Annotated in this window: 23 protein-coding genes; 6 read left to right on the top strand and 17 right to left on the bottom strand. The window is 70.3% G+C overall.

Annotated features, from left to right (window positions below):
* The first annotated feature begins 92 nt into the window (after nt 1-92).
* Nucleotides 93-1,448 (top strand): dipeptidase, encoded by a 1,356-nt coding sequence (locus ACFYYF_RS10735; RefSeq protein ID WP_388773585.1) that lies wholly within the window; start codon nt 93-95, stop codon nt 1,446-1,448.
* 169 nt (nt 1,449-1,617) lie between these two features.
* On the opposite strand, the gene ACFYYF_RS10730 is transcribed toward ACFYYF_RS10735, so the two are convergent.
* The 3 genes from ACFYYF_RS10730 to ACFYYF_RS10720 form a co-directional block, all read right to left on the bottom strand.
* Nucleotides 1,618-2,658, bottom strand: a complete 1,041-nt coding sequence (locus tag ACFYYF_RS10730) for an NUDIX domain-containing protein (RefSeq protein ID WP_388774354.1) — start codon at nt 2,656-2,658, stop codon at nt 1,618-1,620.
* 129 nt (nt 2,659-2,787) lie between these two features.
* Nucleotides 2,788-2,985 carry a hypothetical protein gene (locus tag ACFYYF_RS10725; RefSeq protein ID WP_361680887.1) on the bottom strand — a complete coding sequence of 66 codons (198 nt, stop codon included), beginning with the start codon at nt 2,983-2,985 and terminating at the stop codon, nt 2,788-2,790.
* A 575-nt stretch (nt 2,986-3,560) separates the two neighbouring features.
* Nucleotides 3,561-4,514, bottom strand: a complete 954-nt coding sequence (locus tag ACFYYF_RS10720; RefSeq protein WP_388774352.1) for an ROK family protein — start codon at nt 4,512-4,514, stop codon at nt 3,561-3,563.
* A gap of 238 nt (nt 4,515-4,752) precedes the next feature.
* On the opposite strand from ACFYYF_RS10720, the gene ACFYYF_RS10715 reads away from it, so the two are divergent.
* Nucleotides 4,753-5,835: a LacI family DNA-binding transcriptional regulator gene (locus tag ACFYYF_RS10715; RefSeq protein ID WP_361680890.1), complete on the top strand. Its 1,083-nt coding sequence runs from the start codon at nt 4,753-4,755 to the stop codon at nt 5,833-5,835.
* 15 nt (nt 5,836-5,850) lie between these two features.
* On the opposite strand, the gene ACFYYF_RS10710 is transcribed toward ACFYYF_RS10715, so the two are convergent.
* On the bottom strand, nt 5,851-7,155 hold the full coding sequence (locus ACFYYF_RS10710) for a DUF6986 family protein (RefSeq protein ID WP_388773582.1): 1,305 nt from the start codon (nt 7,153-7,155) through the stop codon (nt 5,851-5,853).
* Nucleotides 7,156-7,374: 219 nt separating this feature from the next.
* On the opposite strand from ACFYYF_RS10710, the gene ACFYYF_RS10705 reads away from it, so the two are divergent.
* Nucleotides 7,375-8,274 (top strand): endonuclease/exonuclease/phosphatase family protein, encoded by a 900-nt coding sequence (locus tag ACFYYF_RS10705; protein WP_388773579.1) that lies wholly within the window; start codon nt 7,375-7,377, stop codon nt 8,272-8,274.
* Nucleotides 8,275-8,328: 54 nt separating this feature from the next.
* Here the strand turns inward: ACFYYF_RS10705 and ACFYYF_RS10700 are convergent, their stop codons facing one another.
* The 4 genes from ACFYYF_RS10700 to ACFYYF_RS10685 all read right to left on the bottom strand — a co-directional run bounded on the left by ACFYYF_RS10700 (nt 8,329) and on the right by ACFYYF_RS10685 (nt 11,596).
* Nucleotides 8,329-9,291 (bottom strand): electron transfer flavoprotein subunit alpha/FixB family protein, encoded by a 963-nt coding sequence (locus ACFYYF_RS10700; protein WP_388773576.1) that lies wholly within the window; start codon nt 9,289-9,291, stop codon nt 8,329-8,331.
* Nucleotides 9,292-9,390: 99 nt separating this feature from the next.
* Nucleotides 9,391-10,176: an electron transfer flavoprotein subunit beta/FixA family protein gene (locus ACFYYF_RS10695; protein ID WP_388773573.1), complete on the bottom strand. Its 786-nt coding sequence runs from the start codon at nt 10,174-10,176 to the stop codon at nt 9,391-9,393.
* 231 nt (nt 10,177-10,407) lie between these two features.
* The gene (locus tag ACFYYF_RS10690; protein WP_388773571.1) at nt 10,408-10,917 is read right to left on the bottom strand and encodes a flavin reductase family protein; all 510 of its coding nucleotides are present in this window, start codon (nt 10,915-10,917) and stop codon (nt 10,408-10,410) included.
* 265 nt (nt 10,918-11,182) lie between these two features.
* Nucleotides 11,183-11,596 carry a TlpA family protein disulfide reductase gene (locus ACFYYF_RS10685; RefSeq protein ID WP_388773569.1) on the bottom strand — a complete coding sequence of 138 codons (414 nt, stop codon included), beginning with the start codon at nt 11,594-11,596 and terminating at the stop codon, nt 11,183-11,185.
* A gap of 75 nt (nt 11,597-11,671) precedes the next feature.
* On the opposite strand from ACFYYF_RS10685, the gene ACFYYF_RS10680 reads away from it, so the two are divergent.
* Complete coding sequence (locus tag ACFYYF_RS10680; RefSeq protein WP_388773567.1) at nt 11,672-12,088, top strand: DUF4395 domain-containing protein; 417 nt, start codon at nt 11,672-11,674, stop codon at nt 12,086-12,088.
* Between the two features lie 185 nt (nt 12,089-12,273).
* Complete coding sequence (locus tag ACFYYF_RS10675; RefSeq protein ID WP_388773564.1) at nt 12,274-13,002, top strand: lysophospholipid acyltransferase family protein; 729 nt, start codon at nt 12,274-12,276, stop codon at nt 13,000-13,002.
* A gap of 43 nt (nt 13,003-13,045) precedes the next feature.
* On the opposite strand, the gene ACFYYF_RS10670 is transcribed toward ACFYYF_RS10675, so the two are convergent.
* The 4 genes from ACFYYF_RS10670 to ACFYYF_RS10655 all read right to left on the bottom strand — a co-directional run bounded on the left by ACFYYF_RS10670 (nt 13,046) and on the right by ACFYYF_RS10655 (nt 16,972).
* Complete coding sequence (locus tag ACFYYF_RS10670) at nt 13,046-13,618, bottom strand: transglutaminase domain-containing protein (protein ID WP_388773561.1); 573 nt, start codon at nt 13,616-13,618, stop codon at nt 13,046-13,048.
* 89 nt (nt 13,619-13,707) lie between these two features.
* Nucleotides 13,708-14,781, bottom strand: coding sequence for a low specificity L-threonine aldolase (locus tag ACFYYF_RS10665; RefSeq protein WP_361680920.1), 1,074 nt, complete (start codon nt 14,779-14,781; stop codon nt 13,708-13,710).
* Nucleotides 14,778-15,533 (bottom strand): SDR family NAD(P)-dependent oxidoreductase, encoded by a 756-nt coding sequence (locus ACFYYF_RS10660; RefSeq protein ID WP_361680923.1) that lies wholly within the window; start codon nt 15,531-15,533, stop codon nt 14,778-14,780. The genes ACFYYF_RS10665 and ACFYYF_RS10660 overlap by 4 nt, the downstream gene beginning before the upstream one ends.
* 41 nt (nt 15,534-15,574) lie before the next feature.
* Nucleotides 15,575-16,972 (bottom strand): DUF6421 family protein, encoded by a 1,398-nt coding sequence (locus ACFYYF_RS10655; RefSeq protein ID WP_388773557.1) that lies wholly within the window; start codon nt 16,970-16,972, stop codon nt 15,575-15,577.
* A 484-nt stretch (nt 16,973-17,456) separates the two neighbouring features.
* Here ACFYYF_RS10655 and ACFYYF_RS10650 point away from each other — a divergent pair, with 484 nt between their 5' ends.
* Nucleotides 17,457-18,140, top strand: a complete 684-nt coding sequence (locus ACFYYF_RS10650) for a glycerophosphodiester phosphodiesterase (protein ID WP_388773554.1) — start codon at nt 17,457-17,459, stop codon at nt 18,138-18,140.
* A 209-nt stretch (nt 18,141-18,349) separates the two neighbouring features.
* Here ACFYYF_RS10650 and ACFYYF_RS10645 read toward each other — a convergent pair whose 3' ends face one another.
* The 5 genes from ACFYYF_RS10645 to ACFYYF_RS10625 form a co-directional block, all read right to left on the bottom strand.
* Entirely contained in the window at nt 18,350-18,892 is a 543-nt protein-coding gene (locus ACFYYF_RS10645; protein ID WP_365490613.1) for a GNAT family N-acetyltransferase, read from the bottom strand.
* 365 nt (nt 18,893-19,257) lie between these two features.
* Nucleotides 19,258-20,175, bottom strand: a complete 918-nt coding sequence (locus ACFYYF_RS10640) for a hypothetical protein (RefSeq protein ID WP_388773550.1) — start codon at nt 20,173-20,175, stop codon at nt 19,258-19,260.
* Nucleotides 20,172-21,128: a trypsin-like serine peptidase gene (locus ACFYYF_RS10635; RefSeq protein WP_388773547.1), complete on the bottom strand. Its 957-nt coding sequence runs from the start codon at nt 21,126-21,128 to the stop codon at nt 20,172-20,174. The genes ACFYYF_RS10640 and ACFYYF_RS10635 overlap by 4 nt, the downstream gene beginning before the upstream one ends.
* Nucleotides 21,118-21,495: a hypothetical protein gene (locus tag ACFYYF_RS10630; RefSeq protein ID WP_388773544.1), complete on the bottom strand. Its 378-nt coding sequence runs from the start codon at nt 21,493-21,495 to the stop codon at nt 21,118-21,120. The genes ACFYYF_RS10635 and ACFYYF_RS10630 overlap by 11 nt, the downstream gene beginning before the upstream one ends.
* Before the next feature lie 69 nt (nt 21,496-21,564).
* Nucleotides 21,565-23,166: a caspase domain-containing protein gene (locus ACFYYF_RS10625; protein ID WP_388773542.1), complete on the bottom strand. Its 1,602-nt coding sequence runs from the start codon at nt 23,164-23,166 to the stop codon at nt 21,565-21,567.
* Nucleotides 23,167-23,354: the final 188 nt, after the last annotated feature.

The raw sequence follows: 23,354 nt of genomic DNA, 5'->3' as shown, positions 1-23,354 counted from the left end.
GGATCTGCCACGGATGCGTCCTGTACACCAGTCCGCACCACTCGATCATCTGTACATAGAAGTACAACGTCGTACCTGCAAGGAGCGTGCCCATGTCGTCGAATCCGGTCGCCGAGACCGTCGCCTCGCTCATGCCCCGGGCGAAGGCGGAGCTCGCCGAGCTGGTCGCCTTCAAGTCGGTGGCGGACTTCGACCAGTATCCGAAGAGCGAGAGCGAGGGTGCCGCCAACTGGATCGCGGACGCGCTGCGCACCGAGGGCTTCCAGGACGTGGCGCTGCTCGACACCCCGGACGGCACGCAGTCGGTGTACGGCTTTCTGCCGGGCCCCGAGGGCGCGAAGACGGTCCTGCTGTACGCGCACTACGACGTGCAGCCGCCACTGGACGAAACGGCCTGGACGACGCCTCCGTTCGAGCTGGTGGAGCGCGACGGCCGCTGGTACGGACGGGGCAGCGCCGACTGCAAGGGCGGCCTCGTCATGCATCTGCTGGCGCTGCGGGCCCTGAAGGCGAACGGCGGCGTTCCGGTGCACGTCAAGGTCATCGCGGAGGGTTCCGAGGAGCAGGGCACCGGCGGTCTCGAGCGGTACGCCGAGGCGCACCCGGAGCTGCTGAGCGCCGACACCATCGTCATCGGCGACGCCGGCAACTTCCGGGCGGGGGTGCCGACGGTCACCGCGACCCTGCGCGGCATGACCCTCGTACGGGTGCAGGTGGACACCCTGGAAGGGAACCTGCACTCCGGTCAGTTCGGCGGTGCGGCGCCCGACGCGCTGGCGGCGCTGATCCGCCTCCTGGACTCGCTGCGGGCGAAGGACGGTTCGACGACCGTGGACGGCCTGGCGGGCGAGGCCGCGTGGGACGGCCTGCAGTACGGGGAGCAGGCGTTCCGTGAGGACGCCAAGGTGCTCGACGGCGTGGAGCTGATCGGCTCCGGCACGGTCGCCGACCGCGTCTGGGCGCGTCCGGCCGTCACCGTGCTCGGCATCGACTGCCCGCCGGTGGTCGGCGCGACGCCGTCGGTGCAGGCGAGCGCGCGTGCGCTGATCAGCCTGCGGGTGCCGCCGGGCGTCGACGCCGCCGAGGCGACGAAGCTGCTGGAGGCGCACATCGAGGCGCACACGCCGTGGGGCGCGCGGGTGAGCACCGAGCGGATCGGGCAGGGCCAGGCGTTCCGCGCCGACACCTCCAGCCCCGCGTACGCGTCGATGGCCGAGGCCATGGCGGTCGCCTACCCGGGCCGGGAGATGCAGTCGGCGGGCATGGGCGGCTCGATCCCGCTGTGCAACACGCTGGCCTCGCTGTACCCCGAGACGGAGATCCTGCTCATCGGCCTGAGCGAGCCCGAGGCGCAGATCCACGCGGTCAACGAGAGCGTGTCGCCGGACGAGCTGGAGCGCCTGTCGGTCGCGGAGGCCCTGTTCCTGCGGAACTACGCGGCGAGCTGACCACCCTCTGGTGTGCGAGGGCCCTCACCAACAGGTGAGGGCCCTCGCCACACCAGGCACCACACCAGGCACCACACCAGGCACCACACCAGGCACCACACCAGGCACCACATAAGGCCGCCGGAGCGGGCACCACACATCAGACCGCCGGCCGCCAGAACGGGCGATGTCAGCCCAGCGGCACCCCGGCCTCCAGGTAGAGCGCCGCTCCGCGCTCGCGGGCTCGCAGGGCCCAGCGGAGCCGTTCGTAGCGGACGGGCGGCAGCAGGTCGGCCGCCTCCTGCTCGGTGACGAAGCGCCAGCCGCGCAGTTCGGGCCCCGGCAGCAGCAGCCCTCGTACGGCCTGTTCGTCGAGGCGGCCGCCGTCGAAGAGGAGCCGCAGACCGCCGTAGCCGGGCGGTGCGGGCGACTCCCAGTCGACGACGAGCAGGGTGGGAACCTCGTCGAGGGTGATCCCCGTTTCCTCGGTGACCTCGCGCATACCGGCGCGCGCGGGGGCCTCGCCGGTCTCCACGACCCCGCCGGGGAACTCCCAACCCGCCTTGTACGTCGGATCGACGAGCAGGACGCGGTCGTTCTCGTCGAAGAGGAGCACGCCGGCGGCGACCGTCTCCGCGGTGGGTTCGGGGGTCTGCACGATGTCGCATACGGGCGCCTCCCCGGTGCGTACGGCCTCGGCGACACGCAGGGCGGCTTCGTACGGGGTGAGCGCGCTGGTGTCGACGGGGTGGGCGTCGGCCGTCAGCCAGGGCAGGGCGGCCCGGTAGGACTCGATGTGGTCGTAGGACCACTGGCGGACGCGCATCTCGCCGTCCGGCAGGTCGGGCGGCACCTCGCGCCCGGCTATTCGCTCCCGCAGGATCGTTTCCGCCGGAGCGAGGAGCACATGGCGTACGGGAATGCGGCGTGCGGCGAGTCCGCCGAAGATCTCGTCGCGGTACTCCTGCCGCAGCAGGGTCATGGGGACGACGAGAACGCCGCCGAGCTCGGCGAGCAGGGCCGCCGCCGTGTCGACCACGAGCCGGCGCCAGATCGGCAGGTCCTGGAAGTCGCCGACCTCGGCGAGGTGCTTCGCCGGGAGCAACTGCGTGAGTGTGCCCCCGATGACCTCGGGGTCGAAGAGCGTGCTGTTCGGGATCAGCTCGATCAGTTCCCGTGCGGTGCTGGTCTTTCCCGCACCGAACGCACCGTTGATCCAGACGATCACGATTCCCCCTCTTCTGTGGCCCCCTGAGGCTTGCCCGCTCCACCCTGCCACGGAAACCAGCCGCTGATGAGGGCGCCGACACGGCGACGCCGGTGCCCCCGTGAAGGGGACACCGGCGCGGCGCGGGGTCCTTCAGGCGTTCTGGCCGCCCAGGGCGCCCTCGTCGACCGCCAGGCTGTCGGCGGCGACGGTGTGGTCGAGCGAGCTGAGCGTGTCATTGACGTTCAGGTCGCTCAGGGTGTCCCCGCTCAGGGCGTGGGACGGGGTGATCGCCGCGACGACGAACCCGGTGGCGAGGGAGGCGATGGCCATCATGCTGCGCTTCTTCATGCCCGGTTCAACTACGGAAGCCGGACGGAGTCACGGGTGGACGGACCACCTTCATCCAGACACCTAGATCCGCCCGACCACACAAAATGTGCCACCCGGCACCCTGACACCCTGCGCCAAGCCCCCGCTTGGCCCCTGGTCCCTGGTACCTGGTCCCTGATCTCCGGAACCAAGCGCCCGACACCCGAAACCTCTCCACCCGCACCCGCACCAACGGGCAGCCGGAGTAAGGCCCCTCTGGGCCTCATTCCCCGCACCCAAAAGGCGGTCCGGAGGTCCGAATCCTGCACCCGCGGTCAGGATCGACGGAAGGGCCAGCCGGCCACTACAACGCATCCGCACCCGGCAACGCACGCGAGGGGACGTGCCGGTACATCGATGCCCGTCGCCACTAACGTCCACATCTCTGCCCAACGGCGACGGGCTGATGCACCGGCACGGCCCCGACCCACCCACCGGCCGAACCCGAAGCCGAACCGAGGCCCGGTCGGCGCCTCCGGATCGCTCATGTCCGACCGCGACCGTGACCGGGATCGGGACCGGGATGGGGACCAGGACCGGCCCACCGGATCAGATCACACGCGAGCCGCAGCCGCACGCGACCGGCGGGTAAGCGCCGCCGCAGCCGCGCCGACCAGCCCCGCGTCGGTGCCCATCAGCGCAGGCGCCACGGTCAGGCGTCGCACGAAGGACAGCGTCGCGTAGTCGGCGAGGGCCCGGCGCAGCGGTGCGAACAGCACGTCGCCGGCCTTGCCCACTCCCCCGCCGATCACGGCGATGTCGATCTCGACCAGGGTCGCGGTCGCCGCGATGCCGGCCGCGAGGGCCTGCGCGGCCCGCTCGAAGGAGGCCACGGCGACCGGGTCACCGGCGCGGGCCGCCTCGGCGACCGCCGCGGCCGAGGTGTCGCCGTCGGGACCGGGCTGCCAGCCCGCCTCCAGCGCGCGGCGGGCGATGTTCGGCCCGCTGGCGATGCGCTCGACGCAGCCCCGGGAGCCGCAGGGGCAGAGATCGCCGTCCAGGTCGACACTGATGTGCCCGATGTGGCCCGCGTTCCCGGTGGGACCCGCGTGGAGCTGCCCGTTCAGGACGAGCCCGCCGCCCACGCCGGTGGACACCACCATGCACAGCGCGTTGTCGTGGCCGCGGGCGGCGCCCTGCCAGTGTTCGGCCGCGGTGATCGCGACGCCGTCGCCGATCAGCTCGACGGGCAGTCCTCCGGCGGCCTTGGAGGCCCGCTCGACCAGCGGGTAGCCCCGCCAGCCCGGGACGTTGACCGGGCTGACCGTGCCGGCGGACGCGTCCACGGGACCCGCGCTGCCGATGCCCAGCGCTCCGGCACTGCTCCACAGCGGGGAGACCGCCAGCTCACCGATGACGTCCTCGACGGCGCGCATCACGGTGTCGCCGTCCTCCTGGGCGGGCGTCGGACGCTGCGCGCGCAGGACGATCCGGCCGTGGCCGTCCACCAGCGCTCCGGCGATCTTGGTGCCGCCGATGTCGAGCGCGGCCACGAGGTCGGTGTGCATCAGTTTCAGGTCTCCCATGGGGTGTGGTGACGGTCCCGCCGCGCCGCGGGCCCCGGGTCTCCGGCCGGGAACGGTTCAGGATCGGGCCCCGTCGTACGCCGCGCGGAACCCGCCGACGGACCCCGGGGACCGTGCGCCCTGGGGAAGACGCAGGCCGGAGATTGCGGTGGACAGTGTCTCCCGCATCTGACAACGTTGTCCAGGCTCTATGCTCGACGCCACATCCTCATACAACCCCATGGACCTACGCATCCCCGTGGACGACAGGACAGGACAGCACATCGTGGCCGAGACCGCCCGCCGATCCGAGAACCGCTACGGAAACCGTCCGACGATGAAGGACGTGGCGGCGCGTGCGGGAGTCGGTCTGAAGACGGTCTCGCGCGTGGTCAACAGTGAGCCCGGGGTCACCCCGGACACGGAGCGGCGCGTCCAGGAGGCCATCGAGGCGCTGGGCTTCCGCCGCAACGACAGCGCCCGGGTGCTGCGCAAGGGTCGTACGGCGAGCATCGGACTGGTTCTGGAGGACCTCGCGGACCCGTTCTACGGGCCGCTGAGCCGCGCGGTCGAGGAGGTGGCGCGGGCGCACGGAGCCCTGCTGATCAACGGTTCCAGCGCGGAGGACCCGGAGCGCGAACAGGAGCTGGTGCTCGCGCTGTGCGCGCGGCGGGTGGACGGACTGGTCGTGATCCCGGCGGGCGACGACCACCGCTACCTGGAGCCGGAGATGAAGGCGGGCGTCGCCACGGTCTTCGTGGACCGCCCGGCCGGGCGGATCGACGCCGACGTCGTCCTGTCGGACAGCTTCGGCGGCGCCCGGGACGGCGTCGCCCATCTGATCGCGCACGGCCACCGCCGGATCGGCTTCATCGGCGACATGCCGCGCATCCACACCGCGGCCGAGCGTCTGCGCGGTTACCGGGCGGCGATGGAGGACGCCGGGATACCGGTCGAGGACGACTGGATGTCCCTCGGCGTCACCGATCCTCAGCGGGTCCGCAAGGCGGCGGAGGACATGCTGTCGGGCCCCTCTCCGGTCACCGCGGTCTTCGCGGGCAACAACCGTGTGACCGTGACCGTCGTCCGTGTCATCGCCGAGCGGGGCCGCCCGGTCGCCCTCGTCGGCTTCGACGACATCGAGCTCGCCGACCTCCTGGAGCCGGGCGTCACCGTCGTCGCCCAGGACGCCGCCGCCCTCGGCCGCACCGCCGCCGAACGCCTCTTCCGCCAGCTGGACGGCAACCTCATCGCCCCGGAACGCATCGAACTCCCGACCCGCCTGATCACCCGCGGCTCGGGCGAACTGCCCCCGGCTCCTTGAGCGGGGGCCGCGCCGCTACTGCCCCGACACAGTGAGATCCCCCCGCCGCGGCCGGGCGAAGCCCTCCAGGTCCTGGCGGGTCAGACCCGATTCGCGGGCGACCTCCGCGAGGTCCAGGGCGCCGCAGTCCAGGCCGCGCAGGAGGTAGCCGCTGAGGGCCTTGGCCGTGGCGGGTTCGTCCAGGACGTCGCCGGGGGCATGGCCGGCGTAGCGGGAGAGGCGGGCGGCGGCGTGCCGGAAGCCTTCGCGGTAGAAGGCGAAGACGGCCGCGTAGCGGGTCGGGATGTGGGCGGGGTGCATGTCCCAGCCCTGGTAGTAGGCGCGGGCCAGGGCGCGGCGGGTGAGGCCGTAGTGCAGGCGCCAGGCGTCGTGGACCTTCTCGGTGGGGCCGACGGGCAGGACGTTGGTGGAGCCGTCCGACAGGCGTACGCCGGTGCCGGCGGCCGCGACCTGCATGATCGCCTTGGCGTGGTCGGCGGCCGGGTGGTCGCTCGACTGGTGGGCGGCGGAGACGCCGAGGCAGGCGCTGTAGTCGAAGGTGCCGTAGTGCAGTCCGGTGGCGCGGCCCTCGGCGGCCTGGATCATGCGGGCGACGGTGGCCGTGCCGTCCGTGGCGAGGATGGCCTGGCTGGTCTCGATCTGGATCTCGAAGCCGATCCGTCCGGGTTCCAGGCCGCGGGCCTTCTCGAACTCCTCCAGGAGCCTGACCATCGCGGTGACCTGCCGCGCGTACGTCACCTTGGGCAGGGTGAGGACGAGCCCGCCGGGCAGGCCGCCGGCCTCCATCAGGCCCGTCAGGAAGATGTCGAGGGTGCGGATGCCCCGGTCGCGGACCGGCGCCTCCATGCATTTCATGCGGATCCCCATGTACGGGGCCGCGGTGCCGTTCTCGTACGCCTCGGCGATCAGCCGGGCCGCGCGGGCCGCCGCCGCGTCCTCCTCGGCGTCCGGGTGGGGGCCGTAGCCGTCCTCGAAGTCGACCCGCAGGTCCTCGACGGGTTCGCGCTCCAGCTTGGCCCGGACACGGTCGTACACGGGCCCGGCGAGTTCGTCGCCGAGGCCGAGGACGGCGGCGAAGGACGCCGCGTCCGGGGCGTGTTCGTCGAGTGCGGCGAGGGCACGGTCGCCCCAGACGCGGACGGTGTCGGCGGCGAAGGCGTCTCCGGGTACGTACACGGTATGGACGGGCTGGCGGGTGCCGGGGTCTCCTGGATAGCGGCGCTCTAGTTCGGCGTCGACGGGGGCGAGGGAGGCGCCGATCGCTTCGGTGACGGCCCCCGACAGGCTCGTCGTCACCGTCTCCTGCTGACCCTTACCCATCCGACAGCCTCCTGGCTTTTCCGCAGTATGGAATCAACAATCTGTTGAATGAAGTTATCCGGCGGGCTTCCCGCGGGTCAACACCCTCGTGGACCACGGGACACGCCCCGACCCCGCCGCGTTCACTCCCGTCCCGGTCGCCCGGGGCAGACTGTCCCGGTTCCTTGTTCCCCTCCGGTGGTGCGCGCCCCGTCCCGACTCGCGAGCCAAGGAGCACACGTGCCCGACTACAGGAGAGTGACCCGCCGCACCGGGCTCAGAAACGCGGTGGCCGCCGCGGTCGCCCTGCCCCTGCTCACCCAGGCCCGGGCCTCCGCCACCCGGCGGCCCGGTCCCCGCCCCCGTCTCGACGTCATGACCTACAACCTGCGCTTCGCGAGCGATGTCGAGCCCAACAGCTGGCCGGTGCGCCGTCCGGTGATGCGCGAGCTCCTGCGTCGCACGTCCCCCCACGTCATCGGCACCCAGGAAGGTCTCTACGAGCAGCTCCTCGACGTCGAGGCCGACCTCGCGCCGCACTACGAGTGGATCGGCACCGGCCGGGAGGGCGGAAGCGGCGACGAGTCCGTGGCCATCTACTACGACACCCGGCGGCTGGCCCCGCTGGAGCACGACACCTTCTGGCTCTCCGACACCCCCCGGGTGATCGCCTCGAACACCTGGGGCGCCGCACTCCCCCGCATCGCCACCTGGGTGCGCTTCCGCGATCTGGAGGACGGCGGGCGCCAGTTCCACGTCCTCAACACCCATCTGGACCACGCGAGCCAGTACGCGCGGGTACGGGCGGCCGCGCTCGTCGCCGAACGGATCGCGGAGTTCGACCCGTCCCTGCCGTGCCTGGTCACAGGCGACTTCAACGTGCCGGCGCACCGGAACGAGGTCTACGACGTCCTGCTGGGCGCCGGGCTCACCGACACCTGGGACACGGCCGCCTCGCGGAGCGGGCTCTACGCGACCTTCCACGGCTACGCGCCGCTGACGCCGGACGGCGACCGCATCGACTGGATCCTGGCGGGCCCCGGCACCGAGGTGGCCCGGGCGTCGATCGACACCTTCTCCCTGCACGGCCAGTTCCCGAGCGACCACCTGCCCGTACGGGCCTCGCTGGCCCTGGGATGACCGAAGGCCCCCGCGACCGGTGCGGTCGCGGGGGCCTTCCTCAGCGCTGCGGGATCAGCCCTTGCGGGACTTGATCTCCTCGGTGAGCTGCGGGACGACGTCGAAGAGGTCGCCGACCACGCCGTAGTCGACGAGGTCGAAGATCGGCGCCTCGGCGTCCTTGTTGATCGCGACGATCGTCTTCGAGGTCTGCATACCGGCGCGGTGCTGGATGGCACCGGAGATGCCGGAGGCGATGTAGAGCTGCGGCGAGACGGACTTGCCGGTCTGGCCCACCTGGTTGGTGTGCGGGTACCAGCCGGCGTCGACCGCGGCACGCGAGGCACCCACGGCGGCACCGAGCGAGTCGGCGAGGTTCTCGATGACCGAGAAGTTCTCGGCGCCGTTGACGCCACGGCCGCCGGAGACGACGATCGCGGCCTCGGTCAGCTCGGGACGGCCGGTCGACTCGCGCGGCGTGCGGGCGGTGACCTTGGTGCCGGTGGCCTTGTCGGAGAAGGTGACCGCGAGGGCCTCGACGGCGCCGGCGGCCGGGGCGGCCTCCACGGCGGCCGAGTTCGGCTTGACCGTGATGACCGGGGTGCCCTTGGAGACACGGGACTTGGTGGTGAAGGAGGCGGCGAACGCGGACTGCGTGGCCACCGGACCCTCGTCACCGGCCTCCAGGTCGGTGGCGTCGGTGATGATGCCCGAGCCGATGCGGACCGCGAGACGGGCCGCGATCTCCTTGCCCTCGGCGGAGGACGGGACGAGCACGGCGACCGGGGAGACGGCCTCGTACGCGGCCTGGAGCGCGTCGACCTTCGGCACGACGAGGTAGTCGGCGTACTCGGCGGCGTCGTGCGTGAGGACCTTCACCGCACCGTGCTCGGCGAGCGCGGCGGCGGTGTTCTCGGCACCGGAGCCGAGGGCGACGGCGACGGGCTCGCCGATGCGGCGGGCCAGCGTCAGCAGTTCGAGGGTGGGCTTGCGGACGGCACCGTCCACGTGGTCGACGTAGACGAGAACTTCAGCCATGGGAATGCTCTCCTGCGGATTGCGAAGTCTGAGGGGCGGTAAGCGGGGTGGGCCTTGGCCGCTGCGACGGTCCGGGGACGGGCCCCGGACCTTCGGCGACTAGATGAACTTCTGGCCCGCGAGGAACTCAGCGAGCTGCTTGCCGCCCTCGCCCTCGTCCTTGACGATCGTGCCGGCGGTGCGCGCCGGACGCTCGGTGGCGGTGTCGACCTTGGTCCAGGCACCCTCGAGACCGACCTCGTCCGCCTCGATGTCGAGGTCGGACAGGTCCCAGGACTCCACCGGCTTCTTCTTGGCGGCCATGATGCCCTTGAAGGACGGGTAACGCGCCTCGCCCGACTGGTCGGTGACCGACACGACCGCCGGGAGGGAGGCCTCCAGCTGCTCGGAGGCGGTGTCGCCGTCACGGCGGCCCCTGACCACGCCGTCCTCGACGGAGACCTCGGAGAGCAGGGTGACCTGCGGGACACCGAGACGCTCGGCCAGCAGCGCCGGGACGATGCCCGCGGTGCCGTCGGTGGAGGCCATGCCGGAGACGACCAGGTCGAAGCCGGCCTTCTCGATCGCCTTGGCCAGCACCAGGGAGGTGCCGACGGCGTCGGTGCCGTGCAGGTCGTCGTCCTCGACGTGGATGGCCTTGTCGGCACCCATGGACAGCGCCTTGCGCAGCGCGTCCTTGGCATCCTCGGGGCCGACGGTCAGCACGGTGATCTCGGCGTCGTCCGCGTCCTCGGCGATCTGCAGCGCCTGCTCGACGGCGTACTCGTCGAGTTCGGACAGCAGGCCGTCCACGTCGTCACGGTCGACGGTCAGGTCATCGGCGAAGTGCCGGTCGCCAGTGGCGTCGGGCACGTACTTCACAGTGACAACGATCCTCAAGCTCACGCCGGCTCTCCTACTGCATCGTCATTTCTGGGCTGCCTTCTTTCAGGCAGCATAGGCGCCTGAAGCGGCCGATCCCGGTCGGGGCGGCCCGCGCTCCGAACGAAATATTACTCACCAGTACACCCAGTGGACGCACACTAAGCAAGCGCTTTGGACTGTGACCTTCGCAACGCTGCGTAACCGGCGAGTAGAACCGGCGAGTAGCAAAGCCACTGCCCCCGGCCTGCGGATTCAGTCACGCAGACCGTTGAAGCGGCCCTGGTGGTAGAGGAGGGGGCCGCCCGCGCCCGAGTGATCGCCCAGCACTACCTCCGCCAGGACGATGCGATGGTCCCCCGCGGGCACCCGCGCCACGACACGGCACACCAGCCAGGCGAGGACGTCGTCGAGCACGGGAACTTCCTCGGGCCCCTTACGCCAACGGGTGGGCGCGCCGAACCGGTCGGCGCCGCTGCGGGCGAAGGTGGCGGCCAGCTCCCGCTGGTGTTCGCCGAGCACATGGACGCCGACATGCCCGGCCTCGGATATCGCGGGCCAGCTGGAGGCGCCGGTGCCGATGCCGAACGAGACGACCGGCGGCTCGGCCGAGACCGAGGTGAGCGAGGTGGCGGTGAAACCGACGGGACCGCGGGCACCCGGGGCGGTGATCACGGCCACACCGGCCGCGTGGCGCCGGAACACGGAGCGCAGCAGATCGGGCGAGGCGGGCCGTGCGGTACCGAGGCCGGGTGTGGCCGTCATGGAGCTGTCCTTCTGCGAGAGCCGACGGGAGGTGCCCGCCGCTCGGGCGGAACCGGGGGCGGGAGACGGTCCTTGGCCGGTCAACAGCCCGGACCGCGCGCGCCCGCGGTGCGGGCCGGGTCCATGTCGGCGCGCTCGGGGAGAAGGCGGTGCGGTGACATACGGTCAGGCTGACGAGAGGCGGCGGGCGCAGTCAAGGGCGTACGGACATGTGGGAGATGGCTCACCATGATCGCCACCGGTCGGACGGCATGATCGCCACCGGTCAGACGGCCTCTCCGAGCGCCGCGATCACGTCGGCCCTGCGCGGCTGGCCCGCCGCGCGCCGCACGATCCGCCCGCCGGCGTCGAGCACGAGCACGGTGGGCGTCTTGAGGATGCCGAGTTCGCGGACGAGGTCCAGGTGGTCCTCGGCGTCGATCTCCACGTGGGACACACCGGGGACCATGCCGGCCACCTCGCCCAGCACCCGCCGGGTGGCCCGGCAGGGGGCGCAGAAGGCGCTGGAGAACTGCACGAGCGTGGCCCGTTCCCCGAGGTCCTGCCCCAACTCCGCGGCGCCGAGCCGCTTCCCGCCGTCGCGCCCGCTCACCCGCACCCTCCCGCTCCGCCGCCGGTGCAGCACTCCGAAGACGCTCGCCGCCGCGAGCACCGCCACGCACACCACAAGTCCGCTCATCACATGCACAAGCATTCACGAGACCGCAAAGATTCCCGGGGCCGGGTGGCGTCCTTCGTACGGAATGCTTGATTCATGGACATCGATGCGAGAGGGCCGCGGTTCGGCGCGGCGGTGACGGCGGTCGTGCTGGCGGTCACCCTGATCACCGGGAGCGTCTGGCTGCTGGCGTGGCAGACGCTGGCGTTCGCCCTGGGGACGGCGGGCGGGGTGACGCGCTCGCCGTACGGCTGGGTCTTCCGCAAGGCGGTACGGCCGCGGCTCGGCCCGCCGGCGGAGTTCGAGGCACCGGAGCCCCCGCGGTTCGCTCAGGCGGTCGGGCTCGGCTTCGCGGTGGTGGGCCTGATCGGCTGGACCGCGGGACCGGCGTGGCTCGGGTCGGCGGCGACCGCGTGCGCGCTCGCGGCGGCGTTTCTCAATGCCGCGTTCGGGTACTGCCTCGGATGCGAGATGTACCTGCTTGTACGGCGTGTCGCGGTGCGCGCAAAGTAAAGGCGGGTTAAAAGCCCGAGGTGGATCAAGGGACGACGTGACGAGGATCTCGCCGTTCCACGGCACCAGGACTGGCCACCCGTCCGTTCTTCGGGCACGATCTGCGCATTGCCGTAAACCTACGGCAGCGTAACTTTCCCGCCGGGAGACCCCTTCCCAGGCAGAGAGAAGGGTCCACCCCGTCCATGGCAGAGCTTGTCTACCGTCCCGTCGTCGGCCTCGCCCAGACACTGTTCAAGGTGTGGGACCTCAAGATCGACTGCAAGGGGTCGGAGAACATTCCGCGCTCGGGCGGCGCCGTGCTGGTCAGCAATCACATCAGCTACCTGGACTTCATCTTCGATGGCCTGGCCGCCCTGCCGCAGAAGCGCCTGGTGCGCTTCATGGCGAAGGAGTCGGTCTTCCGGCACAAGATCTCCGGTCCGCTGATGCGGGGCATGAAGCACATTCCCGTGGACCGTCAGCAGGGCGAGACGGCGTACCAGCACGCGCTGGAGTCGCTGCGGTCCGGTGAGATCGTCGGCGTCTTCCCCGAGGCCACCATCTCGCAGTCGTTCACGCTGAAGAGCTTCAAGTCCGGTGCCGCGCGCATGGCGCAGGAGGCCGGCGTGCCGCTCATCCCCATGGCACTGTGGGGCACGCAGCGGCTGTGGACCAAGGGTCACCCGCGCAACTTCAAGCGCAGCCACACCCCCATCACCATCCGGGTCGGCGAGCCGGTGGAGGCCCCGAAGGACCAGTACGCGGGCGCCATCACCCGGCGGCTGCGCGGCCGGGTGCAGGAGCTGCTCGAATCGGCGCAGCGCGCCTACCCCGTACACCCCAAGGGTCCGGACGACACCTGGTGGATGCCCGCCCACCTCGGCGGCACCGCGCCGACCCCCGAAGAGGTGCGCGCGGCCGAGGCCCGCTGACCCCCTTCTCCTCCTCACTCCGCGACGGACGCTTCCCCGGGCCTCACAGCGCGAGCGGAAGCGTCCGGAGCAGGGACACCCGGCCGGGGGCGGCCCTCATGGCACCGATGACGGCCGGGTGCGGTTCGGCGTACAACCCGGGATAGTCCAGTTCGCCGAGGTGCGGGTCGGGCGTGAAGGCGAGCCGCTCTCCGTCGAGGGAGAACCGGGCGTCCACGCCGGGCTTGTTGCCCCGGGGGTCCTGCCGGTGCCAGGCGCCGTCCAGGCGTACGGCGACGAGACCGTGCAGCACCTCGAACCGCTGGTAGCAGAACGCGGTGGGGATGTCCTCGGCCCGCAGGAGCGCGGCGAGCGCGTGGGCCTTGGCGTGACAGATGCCGGTGCGCTGTTCCAGGACGTCGGAGGCGCGCCAGGTGACCCGCGGGTCGCCGGAATCGACCGAGTGCGGGATGGTGTCCCGTACGAACTCGAACGCCGACCGCGCATAGGCATACGAGTCGGCGGATTCCCTGGCGAGCCGTGCGGCCGTCTCGCGGACGAGTGGATGGTAGTGGTCGACCACCTCGTCGGCGGCCAGGTAGGCGGACAGGTCGCTCGTTGCCTGGATCAGCTCCATACCCGTAGAGCATAAGAATGCGACCACCCGAGAGTCAATAACTTTTCGGGTGGTCGCATATTTATGCGCGCTGGAGGAAGCCGGCCCCGCTACTGCTGGGCCATCTCCTCCTTGACCGCGGCCACGAAGCCGTCGACGTCGTCCTCGGTCGTGTCGAAGGCGCACATCCAGCGGACGTCGCCCGCGGCCTCGTCCCAGAAGTAGAAGCGGTAGCGCTTCTGCAGCCGCAGACTGACGTCGTGCGGGAGCCGGGCGAAGACCGCGTTGGCCTGGACCGGGTAGAGGATCTCCACGCCGTGCACGGCGCGGACGCCCTCGGCGAGACGCTGGGCCATCTCGTTGGCGTGCCGGGCGTTGCGCAGCCACAGGTCCTTGGCCAGCAGCGCCTCCAGCTGCACGGACACGAAGCGCATCTTGGAGGCGAGCTGCATCGACAGCTTGCGCAGGTGCTTCATGTGGCTGACGGCGTCCTGGTTCAGGACGACGACCGCCTCGCCGAACAGCGCGCCGTTCTTCGTGCCGCCCAGCGACAGGATGTCGACGCCGACCGCGTTGGTGAACGTCCGCATCGGGACGTCCAGGGAGGCGGCCGCGTTGGATATCCGGGACCCGTCCAGGTGCACCTTCATGCCGTGCGCGTGGGCGTGGTCGCAGATCGCGCGGATCTCCCCGGGCGTGTAGAGCGTGCCCAGTTCGGTGCTCTGGGTGATCGAGACGACCTGCGGCATGGCGCGGTGCTCGTCGTCCCAGCCGTACGCCTGCCGGTCGATCAGTTCGGGCGTGAGCTTGCCGTCCGGCGTGGGCACCGTGAGCAGCTTGAGGCCGCCCATGCGCTCGGGGGCGCCGCCCTCGTCGACGTTGATGTGCGCGCTCTCCGCGCAGATCACCGCGCCCCAGCGGTCGGTGACCGCCTGGAGCGCGACGACGTTCGCGCCGGTGCCGTTGAAGACCGGGAAGGCCTCCGCGCCGGCCCCGAAGTGACTGCGGACGATCCCCTGCAGGTTGTCCGTGTAGTCGTCCTCGCCGTACGCGACCTGGTGCCCGCCGTTGGCCAGGGCCAGGGCGGCGAGCACCTCGGGGTGGGCCCCCGCGTAGTTGTCGCTGGCGAAGCCGCGGACGGCCGGGTCGTGATGACGGCGGGCGTCGGTCTTCGGAGGGTTCACGGCTTCTCGGTGAGCCACAGGCGCTTTCCGTTCACTTCGGCGGCGGGCTTGTCCCAGACGCCGACGATGGACTCGGCCAGGTCCGTGACGTCCGTGAAGCCCGCGAACTTCGCGTTCGGTCGCTCGGCGCGCATCGCGTCGTGCACCAACGCCTTCACGACCAGGATGGCAGCGGCGGAGGTCGCGCCGTCGGCGCCCTCGGCGATGCCGGCCTTGCGGAAGTAGTCCCCCATGGCCAGGGTCCAGGCCTCGGCGGCGGCCTTGGCCGCGGAGTAGGCGGCGTTGCCCGCGGTGGGGTTGCTCGCGCCCGCCGCGCTGATCAGCACGTACCGGCCGCGCTCGCTGGCCTGCAGCGCCTCGTGGAAGGCGAGCGTGGTGTGCTGCACCGTGCGGATCAGCAGGAGTTCGAGCAGGTCCCAGTCGTCCAGAACCGTCTTGGTGAAGGTCTCGCTGCCGCGCCAGCCGCCGACGAGGTGGACGAGCCCGTCCACCCGGCCGAAGTCCTTCTGGATGCGCGCGGCCCAGTCACGGGTCGACTGGAGGTCCAGCAGGTCGACGGTGTCGCCGACGACGGTGGAGCCGCCGTGCGCGTAGCGGGCCGCGTCCACGGCCTCCGCCAGCCGCTCCGCGTCGTTGTCCGCGCCGATGACGGTCGCGCCGGCTTCGGCGAGCCTGAGCAGCGCCGCACGGCCGGCGGGTCCGCCCGCGCCCGCCACCGCGATCACCGCACCGCTGAGTGCCCCGTTCCCCATGGTCTTCGCCTCCTGAGCAGTGTTCTCGCTACCGCGGTCGGTCACGCGGCGACCCGCTCGGAGCCGGCCGCGGTGATGCCCTTGGTGGAGGCGATCACGTTCTTCAGTTTCTTGGAGAGCGCCTCATAGAACATGCTCAGGGGAAACTCGTCCGGAAGCACGTCGTCCACGAGCTTGCGCGGCGGCAGCGACAGGTCGAGCGCGTCCGGACCCTTGGCCCAGCGGGAGCCCGGGTGCGGGGCGAGGTAGGTGGAGACCAGCTCGTAGGCCTTGAACCAGTGGACGAGCTTGGGGCGGTCGATGCCCGCCCGGTACAGCTCCTCGATCTCGGAGCAGAGCTGGTTGGTGACCTGCGGGGCGCGCTGCCAGTCGATGTGCAGCTTGTTGTCCGTCCAGCGGACGACGTCGTGCTTGTGCAGGTAGGCGAACAGGAGCTGGCCGCCGAGACCGTCGTAGTTGCGGTTCCGGTCGCCGGAGAGGGGGAAGCGGAACATCCGGTCGAAGAGCACGGCGTACTGCACGTCGCGGCCGTGCTCGTTGCCCTCGGACTCCAGCTTCACGGCCTCCTTGAAGGCGGTGAGGTCACAGCGCAGCTCCTCCAGGCCGTACATCCAGAACGGCTGGCGCTGCTTGATCATGAAGGGGTCGAACGGCAGGTCGCCGTGGCTGTGGGTGCGGTCGTGGACCATGTCCCAGAGCACGAAGGCCTTCTCGCAGCGCTCCTGGTCGTGGACCATGGCGGCGATGTCCTCGGGCAGTTCGAGGCCGAGCGTGTCCACGGCGGCTTCGGTGACGGCGCGGAAGCGCGCGGCCTCGCGGTCGCAGAAGATGCCGCCCCAGGTGAAGCGCTCGGGCGCCTCGCGCACCGCGATCGTCTCGGGGAAGAGGACCGCCGAGTTGGTGTCGTACCCCGCGGTGAAGTCCTCGAAGGTGATGCCGCAGAACAGCGGGTTGTCGTAGCGGGTCGCCTCCAGCTCGGCCAGCCACTCGGGCCACACCATGCGCAGGACGACCGCCTCGAAGTTGCGGTCCAGGTTGCCGTTCTGGGTGTACATCGGGAAGACGACCAGGTGCTGGAGGCCGTCCTCGCGCTTCGCGGCGGGGTGGAAGGCCAGCAGCGAGTCGAGGAAGTCGGGCACCTGGAAGCCGCCGTCGGCCCAGCGGCGCAGGTCCTTGACCAGCGCCTCGTGGTAGGCGACGTCGTGGGGCACCAGCGGGGAGAGCTCGTCTATCGCCTCGGCCACCCGGCGCACGACGGCTTCGACGTCGGCGGCGGCGGGGGCGCCGTCCGCGTCGAGGTCGATGGAGCCGTCCGCGGACTGCCAGGGCCGGATCTGCTCCACGGCAGCCTTGAGCACGGGCCACGCCGGGTGCTCCACCACCCTGGCCACGGGAGGAACCCGCTCCTCCGAACCCACCTGCACAAGAACTTCCGTCATGTCCCATCCTCCACAGGAAAACCTCGCGTATGGACACCGTATGTATGCGAGGTTCCGTTACGCAAGAGGAAAGCCGGGAGATTATCCTGCGCACCCCCCGTCTTCACCGCTCTTTTTCCTGTCTGACACCGTCCATGCGATGACATGCACCACAGATTCCTGAGCGACACGGATGCCGGCGGGACGCTCCGGGAAGCCGAACGGTCCGTGGAACAAGCCTCGTTGACCGCTCCGGCCCACCCGCGCCCCGGCTTCCCCGTCGGCCTCTCTCCGCTGCTTCCCGCGGACCTGCCGTACAAGCGTGGCCCTCGTCACGGCGCCCGTCCCGGCGCTCCCGCCGCGCCCTGTGAATCCGACACTCCCATTGCACGGCGTAGGAACGGGTACACAGCACAGCCAGGCCATTAGGCTGCGGCCTGCCGCGTGACCGCTCCGCCGGAACCACGCGCGAGCCGAGCCGCCGTCGACGGAAGCGAGTCGCATCTTGAACTTCCTCACCATCGGTCACCGCGGAGTGATGGGTGTCGAGCCCGAGAACACCCTCCGTTCCTTCATCGCCGCCCAGAACGCGGGCCTCGACCTCATCGAACTCGATCTGCATCTGAGCAAGGACGGCGCGCTCGTCGTCATGCACGACGCCGACGTCGACCGTACGACCGACGGCACGGGGGCGATCGCCGACAAGACGCTCGCGGAGCTGCGCACGCTGGACGCGGGACACGGCGAGCGCGTCCCCGTCTTCGAGGAGGTCCTGGAGGCGGTCAGGACGCCGCTGCAGGCCGAGATCAAGGACGTCGCGGCGGCCAGGGCGCTGGCCGAGGTGATGCACCGCAAGGACCTGGTCGGGCGGGTCGAGGTGTCCTCGTTCCACGACGAGGCGATCGCCGAGATCACCCGGCTGGTGCCGGGCGTCCGTACCGCGCTGATCGCCAGCCGCTACGGCACCGACGTGGTGGACCGCGCCGTCGAGGCCGGCGCCGCGACCGTCTGTCTCAACATCCGCAGGCTGAGCCTGGAGGTCGTCGAACACGCCCGCAAGGCCGACCTGAAGATCATCGGCTGGGTCGTGAACACCCAGGACCAGCTGCGGCTGGTGCGCGCTCTGGAACTGGACGGCGCCACGACCGACTACCCCGAGATCAAGCGCACGGGCCGCTTCACGGCGTAGCCGGACGGGGCGGGCCGCGTCATCCGGGCCGACCGCCCCGGGGCGACCGCCCACGGGCGAGGCGGAAGGGCCGCTCGTCGACCGCCGGCGACCGCTCGGCGAGGACGCGCCGAGCGGCCCGGCCCGGTCGTCGTGGCCGACGCCCCGGCCCGAACCGTCCCGATCCCGGCGCGAACCGTCCCGCCCGAACCGTCCCGGGCCGGGACGGTTCAGACAAGCGGCTTGACCAGCAGCTCGAAGCGCAGGTCGTCGCGCTGCGGGACACCGAAGCGCTCGTCGCCGTACGGGAAGGGCGTCATCCGGCCCGTACGGCGGTAACCGCGCCGCTCGTACCAGGCGATGAGGCTCTCCCGTACGGAGATCACGGTCATGTGCATCTCCGTCGCGCCCCACACCTCACGGACGGTCCGCTCCGCCTCGGCGATGATCACCTTGCCGAGCCCGCCGCCCTGGAGCGCGGGGCTGACCGCGAACATGCCGAAGTAGGCGTGGTCGCCCCGGTGCTCGAGCTGGCAGCAGGCGACGAGCGTGCCGTCCCGCTCCACGGTCAGGAGCCGGCTGTCGGATGCCGCGACGATGGCGCGGACGGCGTCCGCGTCGGTGCGCTGCCCTTCGAGGATGTCCGCCTCCGTGGTCCAGCCGGCACGGCTGGAGTCCCCTCGGTACGCCGACTCGACCAGCGCGACCAGCGCGTCCACATCGCTGTCGACGGCGTCGCGGAAGGTCAGTCCGGTGGCGGCGGCGGTTTCCATGGCAGCGGTTCTCCGATCGGTGGCGCGGCTGGGCACGCCCGAGCGTAACGCTCCCGCGCGACCGGCCGGACAGGTCCCGGGGCCGATGCCGTTGCTTCACGGGTACAGGGTCGGAGGGATGGACGGGTGACGGCCGACCGGCCGCACAGGCGCTTCCCCCGCTCGCGGAGGAGCGCATCCACCTCGTCCGCCGGAGCGAGCTGACCGCTAGTCGCCGCCGAGCCGACTCGGGACGGGTTCAGGGGCTGGTCTCCGACGACACCGGTCGAGCGGGCTACGGAGAAGGCATCCAAGTGGTCAGGCCACTGGCATGCAGCCAAGGAAGACCAGTCGCCATGGGTGACGCGGGCCTTCCATGAAACCCTTCAGCTCCCCTGGCCCGACTGCGTTGCGGCCGCGGCTATCGCACCGGCCGTGACCGGGTGGGACAGATAGCGGTCAATGGCGTGCGGGCTGTCGCCGTTGTCGACGCGGACGTTGCGCACCACGCCCCATGATCGCAGAGGATGGCCCAGGGCGACGACGTCCTTGGGATCGTAGGTCGTCAGCCAGTCGACACCTACCGGCCGTGGGCCCCGGGGCCGCAGATTGTGCTGGACCGCCTCCAGCCCCAGCGGCGAGCCAGCCGTCACCCAAAGCCTGGTGCGGTCGCGTGTCTCCGGGTCGCTCAGGAGATCGCACGCGACCACCGTGCCAAGGCTGTGCGATACCAGCACCAGGGAGCCCCCGGCCGGAATCCCCGCCCGGACGGTGGCCAGCACCTCGTCCCGCCCGCGGGTCAAATAGACGGCGACATCGCGCAGATGAGCGCTGATGACCTCTTGGTCGAAACGGGTGTACCGGGCCAGGGCGAGGAGTCCCTGGCGCGTGACGTCCCAGGACAGCACCATGCGGCCGGCTTCCGCGATTGCCCCCAGACCCTCCAGGTCCGCGTCCGACGGCTCCGTCTGCGCAAGCGGCGCGAGGGACCGTGTCATGTCGTGCAGCAGGCGCTGTTCCAGTCGGCCCACGTCTTCGGGGAGGTACGGCTGGAGCGGCGCGGGCTCGTCGCGTGCGTCCGGCATGGACTCCAGCTCCAGAGGGTCGCGGGCCAGGTCCGCCGTGATTCCGAACAGGACGTTGCCATAGAAGGGAAGGACCGATGGGACCGCGTCCAGCGAACCGGCGGGCAGGCCCGCGCGGACCAGGCCGGCGCCGAGTCCGGCCAGCCAGTTGCGCCGGAGCTTCTCGGGGTCCTTGAACTCCTGGCCGCGGCCGTGAAGGAACACCAACGTCGTAGTCATGAGCGGACTTCCTTGCTCAACGCCTCGTCCAGCAGAACTCGTTGGGGCTTCGGCAGCGCGGCCGTACGCAATCGCCGCACGATCCGGCTCACTCGCGCCCCCTCGTTCCACTGGTAGGCGACCGCTTCCTCGTCCATGTCAGGCGTCCACACCTCGCTCGTGCGAGTGAGTCTTCGGCCCTCGGCGTCACGGGCGGGTATCCCTCCATGGTGGAGGGCGACCATCTCCCATTGATCGTTGAACACCGGAGCACCGGATGATCCATGGCGTGTGTCGCTCGTGTACCTCAGCCATTTCTCGTCCTGGGAGACGAGTCGGTTATTGCGGATACTCACTTGCTTGCGTTCTCCGCCAGGATGGTGGATCACGTTGAGCGGCTCGGCTATCAGCACCTTCCCGCCCGCTTCGATCAGCGGCACGTATCCGGTGTTTTCGGGGGCTTCTTCGGCAAGCGCGACCACCGTGAAGTCCAGCGTCGACACGGGCGCGGTGAAGAAGAGCGTTTCCGGGGCCAAGCGGATGGTGGTGCATGCCAGTTCACCACCGTCGTCGCCGTACTCGTATCCCACTTGGACGCCCATGGGTGCCGCGTGTTCCGCGTCGGGGACGACATGATGGTTGGTGAGGAGAACACGGGGGGAAACGAGCACTCCCGTGCCCTCCGGAACTGCGGGCGACCTGACCGGCAGCGTGACCACGCGGACCACCGCGCGCGCCATGAGGAGCCCTCGGCTCAGGAAGCCGAGCCAGAGTGAGTCGTCCTCACCTATGACGGCTTCGAGGTCCGTGCCGTGCGCGGCCAGTCGTGCGCGTCGCTGATCGATCTCGGCAGGCTCATTCGCCGTGGAGACGTCGCCCTTTCGAAGCGCGGCGGTCACAGTCGGCAGATCGGTCCGGCTCTTCGCCCAGCGCCTCGCGATATCCGTGAGTGGGGCGTTTCCTTCAGTTGCCATCGGAGCCTCCCTGCCTGCCGGGGTCGTCCGGGACGAACTGGACGGGTGGTTGCATCGGCCCCATGACCAGCAGACGCGTCTCTCCCGATGTGTTCGCCAGCCGGTGGTACGAGGCCGCGAACTCCTTTACTCGGAAGGGGAAGTCGGCGGGGTCGGCGGCTTCCAGTCGGGTCTGGAAAATGCTGTCGTGGGCGATGCGCCGTCGCAGACCCTCAAGCCATTCCGGACGCGGCCCGGAGGGCGGGTAGACCCGGATCATGGCCTGGTCCACGTCGCCCCGCGCGAAGGCCGACAGGTCGGGCTCTGTCATGGCGGCCAGATCGGCGGCGACCTGGCCGTAGATGAGGTCGTCGAGGTCGTCGGGCATGGCATTCACCGCCTCTCCGGCGGAGGGGTCGGGGGCGGCCCGCGGGCCGCCCCCGACGTCAGGGCTGCGTCACAGGGCCGCGAGGACGATGGGGGCGGCGACCTGCACGACGCTCATCACGTCGTCGAACCAGCCCTTGTCATGGGCGTACGCGGGCGGCACGTTCAGGGTGAGACTCTTGTCGAATCCCTTGCCCGCCGCCGCGTTGATCAGATGCGGAACGATGGTCTCCAGGGCACCGAACGCACTGGACCAGAAGTCCTTGTCGTGCAGCCGTTCGGGCGCGATCTGTGTGGCGAGCGTCTTTGCCGCCTGGCTGCCCTGCGGGGCCATGTCCTTGGAGAGGATACTCAGGACGGGGCCCGCGACGTCGACGACCGTGTTGGCGACATCCAGCACGTCGTCCCAGAAGTCCTTGCTCTGCAGATGGTTCGGGTTGCTCAGCGTGGGCCGCGGCCTGGGGGCCTTCGAGGCGGTGGCCGTCTGCCCGGCCGCGACGACGGCCGGCACCAGGTTCGCCGCGCACTTGGCGACATCGTCGAGGTAGGAGGCGTCCTTGGTCGTGGCGGCACCGTTGGACGGGGCTGCCCCGGCGTTCTTGGCGATCGAGCCGAGGACCGATTCGATGGTGCCGTGGATGTCAGGTGCGATGGTGGTCATGGAGGAGAACTCCTTTGTTTGCGTGTGGGTGGTGCCGGCGCCGTCCGTGGTGAACACGCCGGACTTGCTCGCGCCGGCCGAGGGGTCGGTTCCGCCGAACAGTTCGTCCCACAGGTCCAGTGGCTGAGTGACGGGCTGCTCGGAGATGAAGGTGTCGGACAGCAGGAACTGCTGGTCCGACGGCGCGAAGACGGTGGGGGTCTGGCGCATGTTGAGCGCCTTGAGACGGCTGGTGACCCGGTCGCAGAGCGCACTGACCGTGATCGACGTGTCGAGCTGGTCGACGAGTGCGAACGTAAAGGCCGACAGCCCGTTCGTCGGGGCGCTTCCGGCCGCCGCGGTCTCGTCGGCCCGGCACGCGGTGAGCAGTACGGCGTTCAGCTCCACTTCGGGCTCGGCCATGTCCTTGGCCGCGGGTGCCAGTAGCGACGCCGTCGCGAAGTTCTTCGACGCAGCGCTCGCATTGTCCGTCGCGGCCCGCCCGAAGAACTTCACTGGAACAACCGAGTCGACATGCGCATTCACTGCGAACGCCTTTGTCTCGGCCATTTCCGGATCAGCCAGGAAAACCTTGTTCCGAGCGATCAGCGTTTCGTCCCCGAACAGAAATACCTTTTCCATTCCACCAGAATGACAGGCATCCAGGACAACAGTCAGCACGCCATCCGGAATGCCCTGGGTACGTCGGCTCAGTTCTTTGTCCTCGAGGAATGCGTCATAAAGACACAGCACCTCGGTCATCACACCGTCCCTGACGTCCCGATAACCGTGTGACGATTCGAAGAAGACCCGGCGGTCACCAGGTTCAGCCCCGTCGAAGAGCCAGTCCAGACCGTCGCGCACCTGGGTCAGCGTCGCGTCGGCGTTATGCAGGAACCGTACGTCGTCATCGGTGAAGCCGTACCGATCAAGCAGCTCACGGAACGCACGGGTGTCCTTGACGCAACTATTGAGGTTGTTGCGCGGATTCGGATATTCGTCGATACCCACCAGCAGGGCGCGATTCGTCATTCACCTGCTCCTTTCCAGGACTGCTCATCGGAGTGACCACGTGGGACGACTTCCCGTCGATCCGACAGTCAGCTGTCGTACAAAGCGACTGCCGCATACGCCCTTGGCATTTGACAGGATGCCCGCCGGGGCGTCCCCCTTTCATGCTTGGGCGCTCCCCCGGAAGTCGGCAACTCCAACCGTATTCA

The sequence above is a fragment of the Streptomyces sp. NPDC001914 genome, assembly GCF_042891215.1.
Lineage (GTDB): Bacteria > Actinomycetota > Actinomycetes > Streptomycetales > Streptomycetaceae > Streptomyces.
The sequence above is the reverse complement of the archived record's forward strand: the minus strand, read 5'-3'. Positions and strand labels throughout refer to the sequence as shown.

What these genes read in the sequence shown, in the direction of transcription:
- ACFYYF_RS10735 (WP_388773585.1), top strand. Translation starts at nt 93, where the DNA reads ATGTCGTCGAATCCGGTCGCCGAGACCGTCGCCTCGCTCATGCCCCGG.
- ACFYYF_RS10725 (WP_361680887.1), bottom strand. Translation starts at nt 2,985, where the DNA reads ATGAAGAAGCGCAGCATGATGGCCATCGCCTCCCTCGCCACCGGGTTC.
- ACFYYF_RS10720 (WP_388774352.1), bottom strand. Translation starts at nt 4,514, where the DNA reads ATGCACACCGACCTCGTGGCCGCGCTCGACATCGGCGGCACCAAGATC.
- ACFYYF_RS10715 (WP_361680890.1), top strand. Translation starts at nt 4,753, where the DNA reads ATGGACCTACGCATCCCCGTGGACGACAGGACAGGACAGCACATCGTG.
- ACFYYF_RS10710 (WP_388773582.1), bottom strand. Translation starts at nt 7,155, where the DNA reads ATGGGTAAGGGTCAGCAGGAGACGGTGACGACGAGCCTGTCGGGGGCC.
- ACFYYF_RS10700 (WP_388773576.1), bottom strand. Translation starts at nt 9,291, where the DNA reads ATGGCTGAAGTTCTCGTCTACGTCGACCACGTGGACGGTGCCGTCCGC.
- ACFYYF_RS10690 (WP_388773571.1), bottom strand. Translation starts at nt 10,917, where the DNA reads ATGACGGCCACACCCGGCCTCGGTACCGCACGGCCCGCCTCGCCCGAT.
- ACFYYF_RS10685 (WP_388773569.1), bottom strand. Translation starts at nt 11,596, where the DNA reads ATGAGCGGACTTGTGGTGTGCGTGGCGGTGCTCGCGGCGGCGAGCGTC.
- ACFYYF_RS10680 (WP_388773567.1), top strand. Translation starts at nt 11,672, where the DNA reads ATGGACATCGATGCGAGAGGGCCGCGGTTCGGCGCGGCGGTGACGGCG.
- ACFYYF_RS10675 (WP_388773564.1), top strand. Translation starts at nt 12,274, where the DNA reads ATGGCAGAGCTTGTCTACCGTCCCGTCGTCGGCCTCGCCCAGACACTG.
- ACFYYF_RS10670 (WP_388773561.1), bottom strand. Translation starts at nt 13,618, where the DNA reads ATGGAGCTGATCCAGGCAACGAGCGACCTGTCCGCCTACCTGGCCGCC.
- ACFYYF_RS10660 (WP_361680923.1), bottom strand. Translation starts at nt 15,533, where the DNA reads ATGGGGAACGGGGCACTCAGCGGTGCGGTGATCGCGGTGGCGGGCGCG.
- ACFYYF_RS10655 (WP_388773557.1), bottom strand. Translation starts at nt 16,972, where the DNA reads ATGACGGAAGTTCTTGTGCAGGTGGGTTCGGAGGAGCGGGTTCCTCCC.
- ACFYYF_RS10645 (WP_365490613.1), bottom strand. Translation starts at nt 18,892, where the DNA reads ATGGAAACCGCCGCCGCCACCGGACTGACCTTCCGCGACGCCGTCGAC.
- ACFYYF_RS10640 (WP_388773550.1), bottom strand. Translation starts at nt 20,175, where the DNA reads ATGACTACGACGTTGGTGTTCCTTCACGGCCGCGGCCAGGAGTTCAAG.
- ACFYYF_RS10635 (WP_388773547.1), bottom strand. Translation starts at nt 21,128, where the DNA reads ATGGCAACTGAAGGAAACGCCCCACTCACGGATATCGCGAGGCGCTGG.
- ACFYYF_RS10630 (WP_388773544.1), bottom strand. Translation starts at nt 21,495, where the DNA reads ATGCCCGACGACCTCGACGACCTCATCTACGGCCAGGTCGCCGCCGAT.
- ACFYYF_RS10625 (WP_388773542.1), bottom strand. Translation starts at nt 23,166, where the DNA reads ATGACGAATCGCGCCCTGCTGGTGGGTATCGACGAATATCCGAATCCG.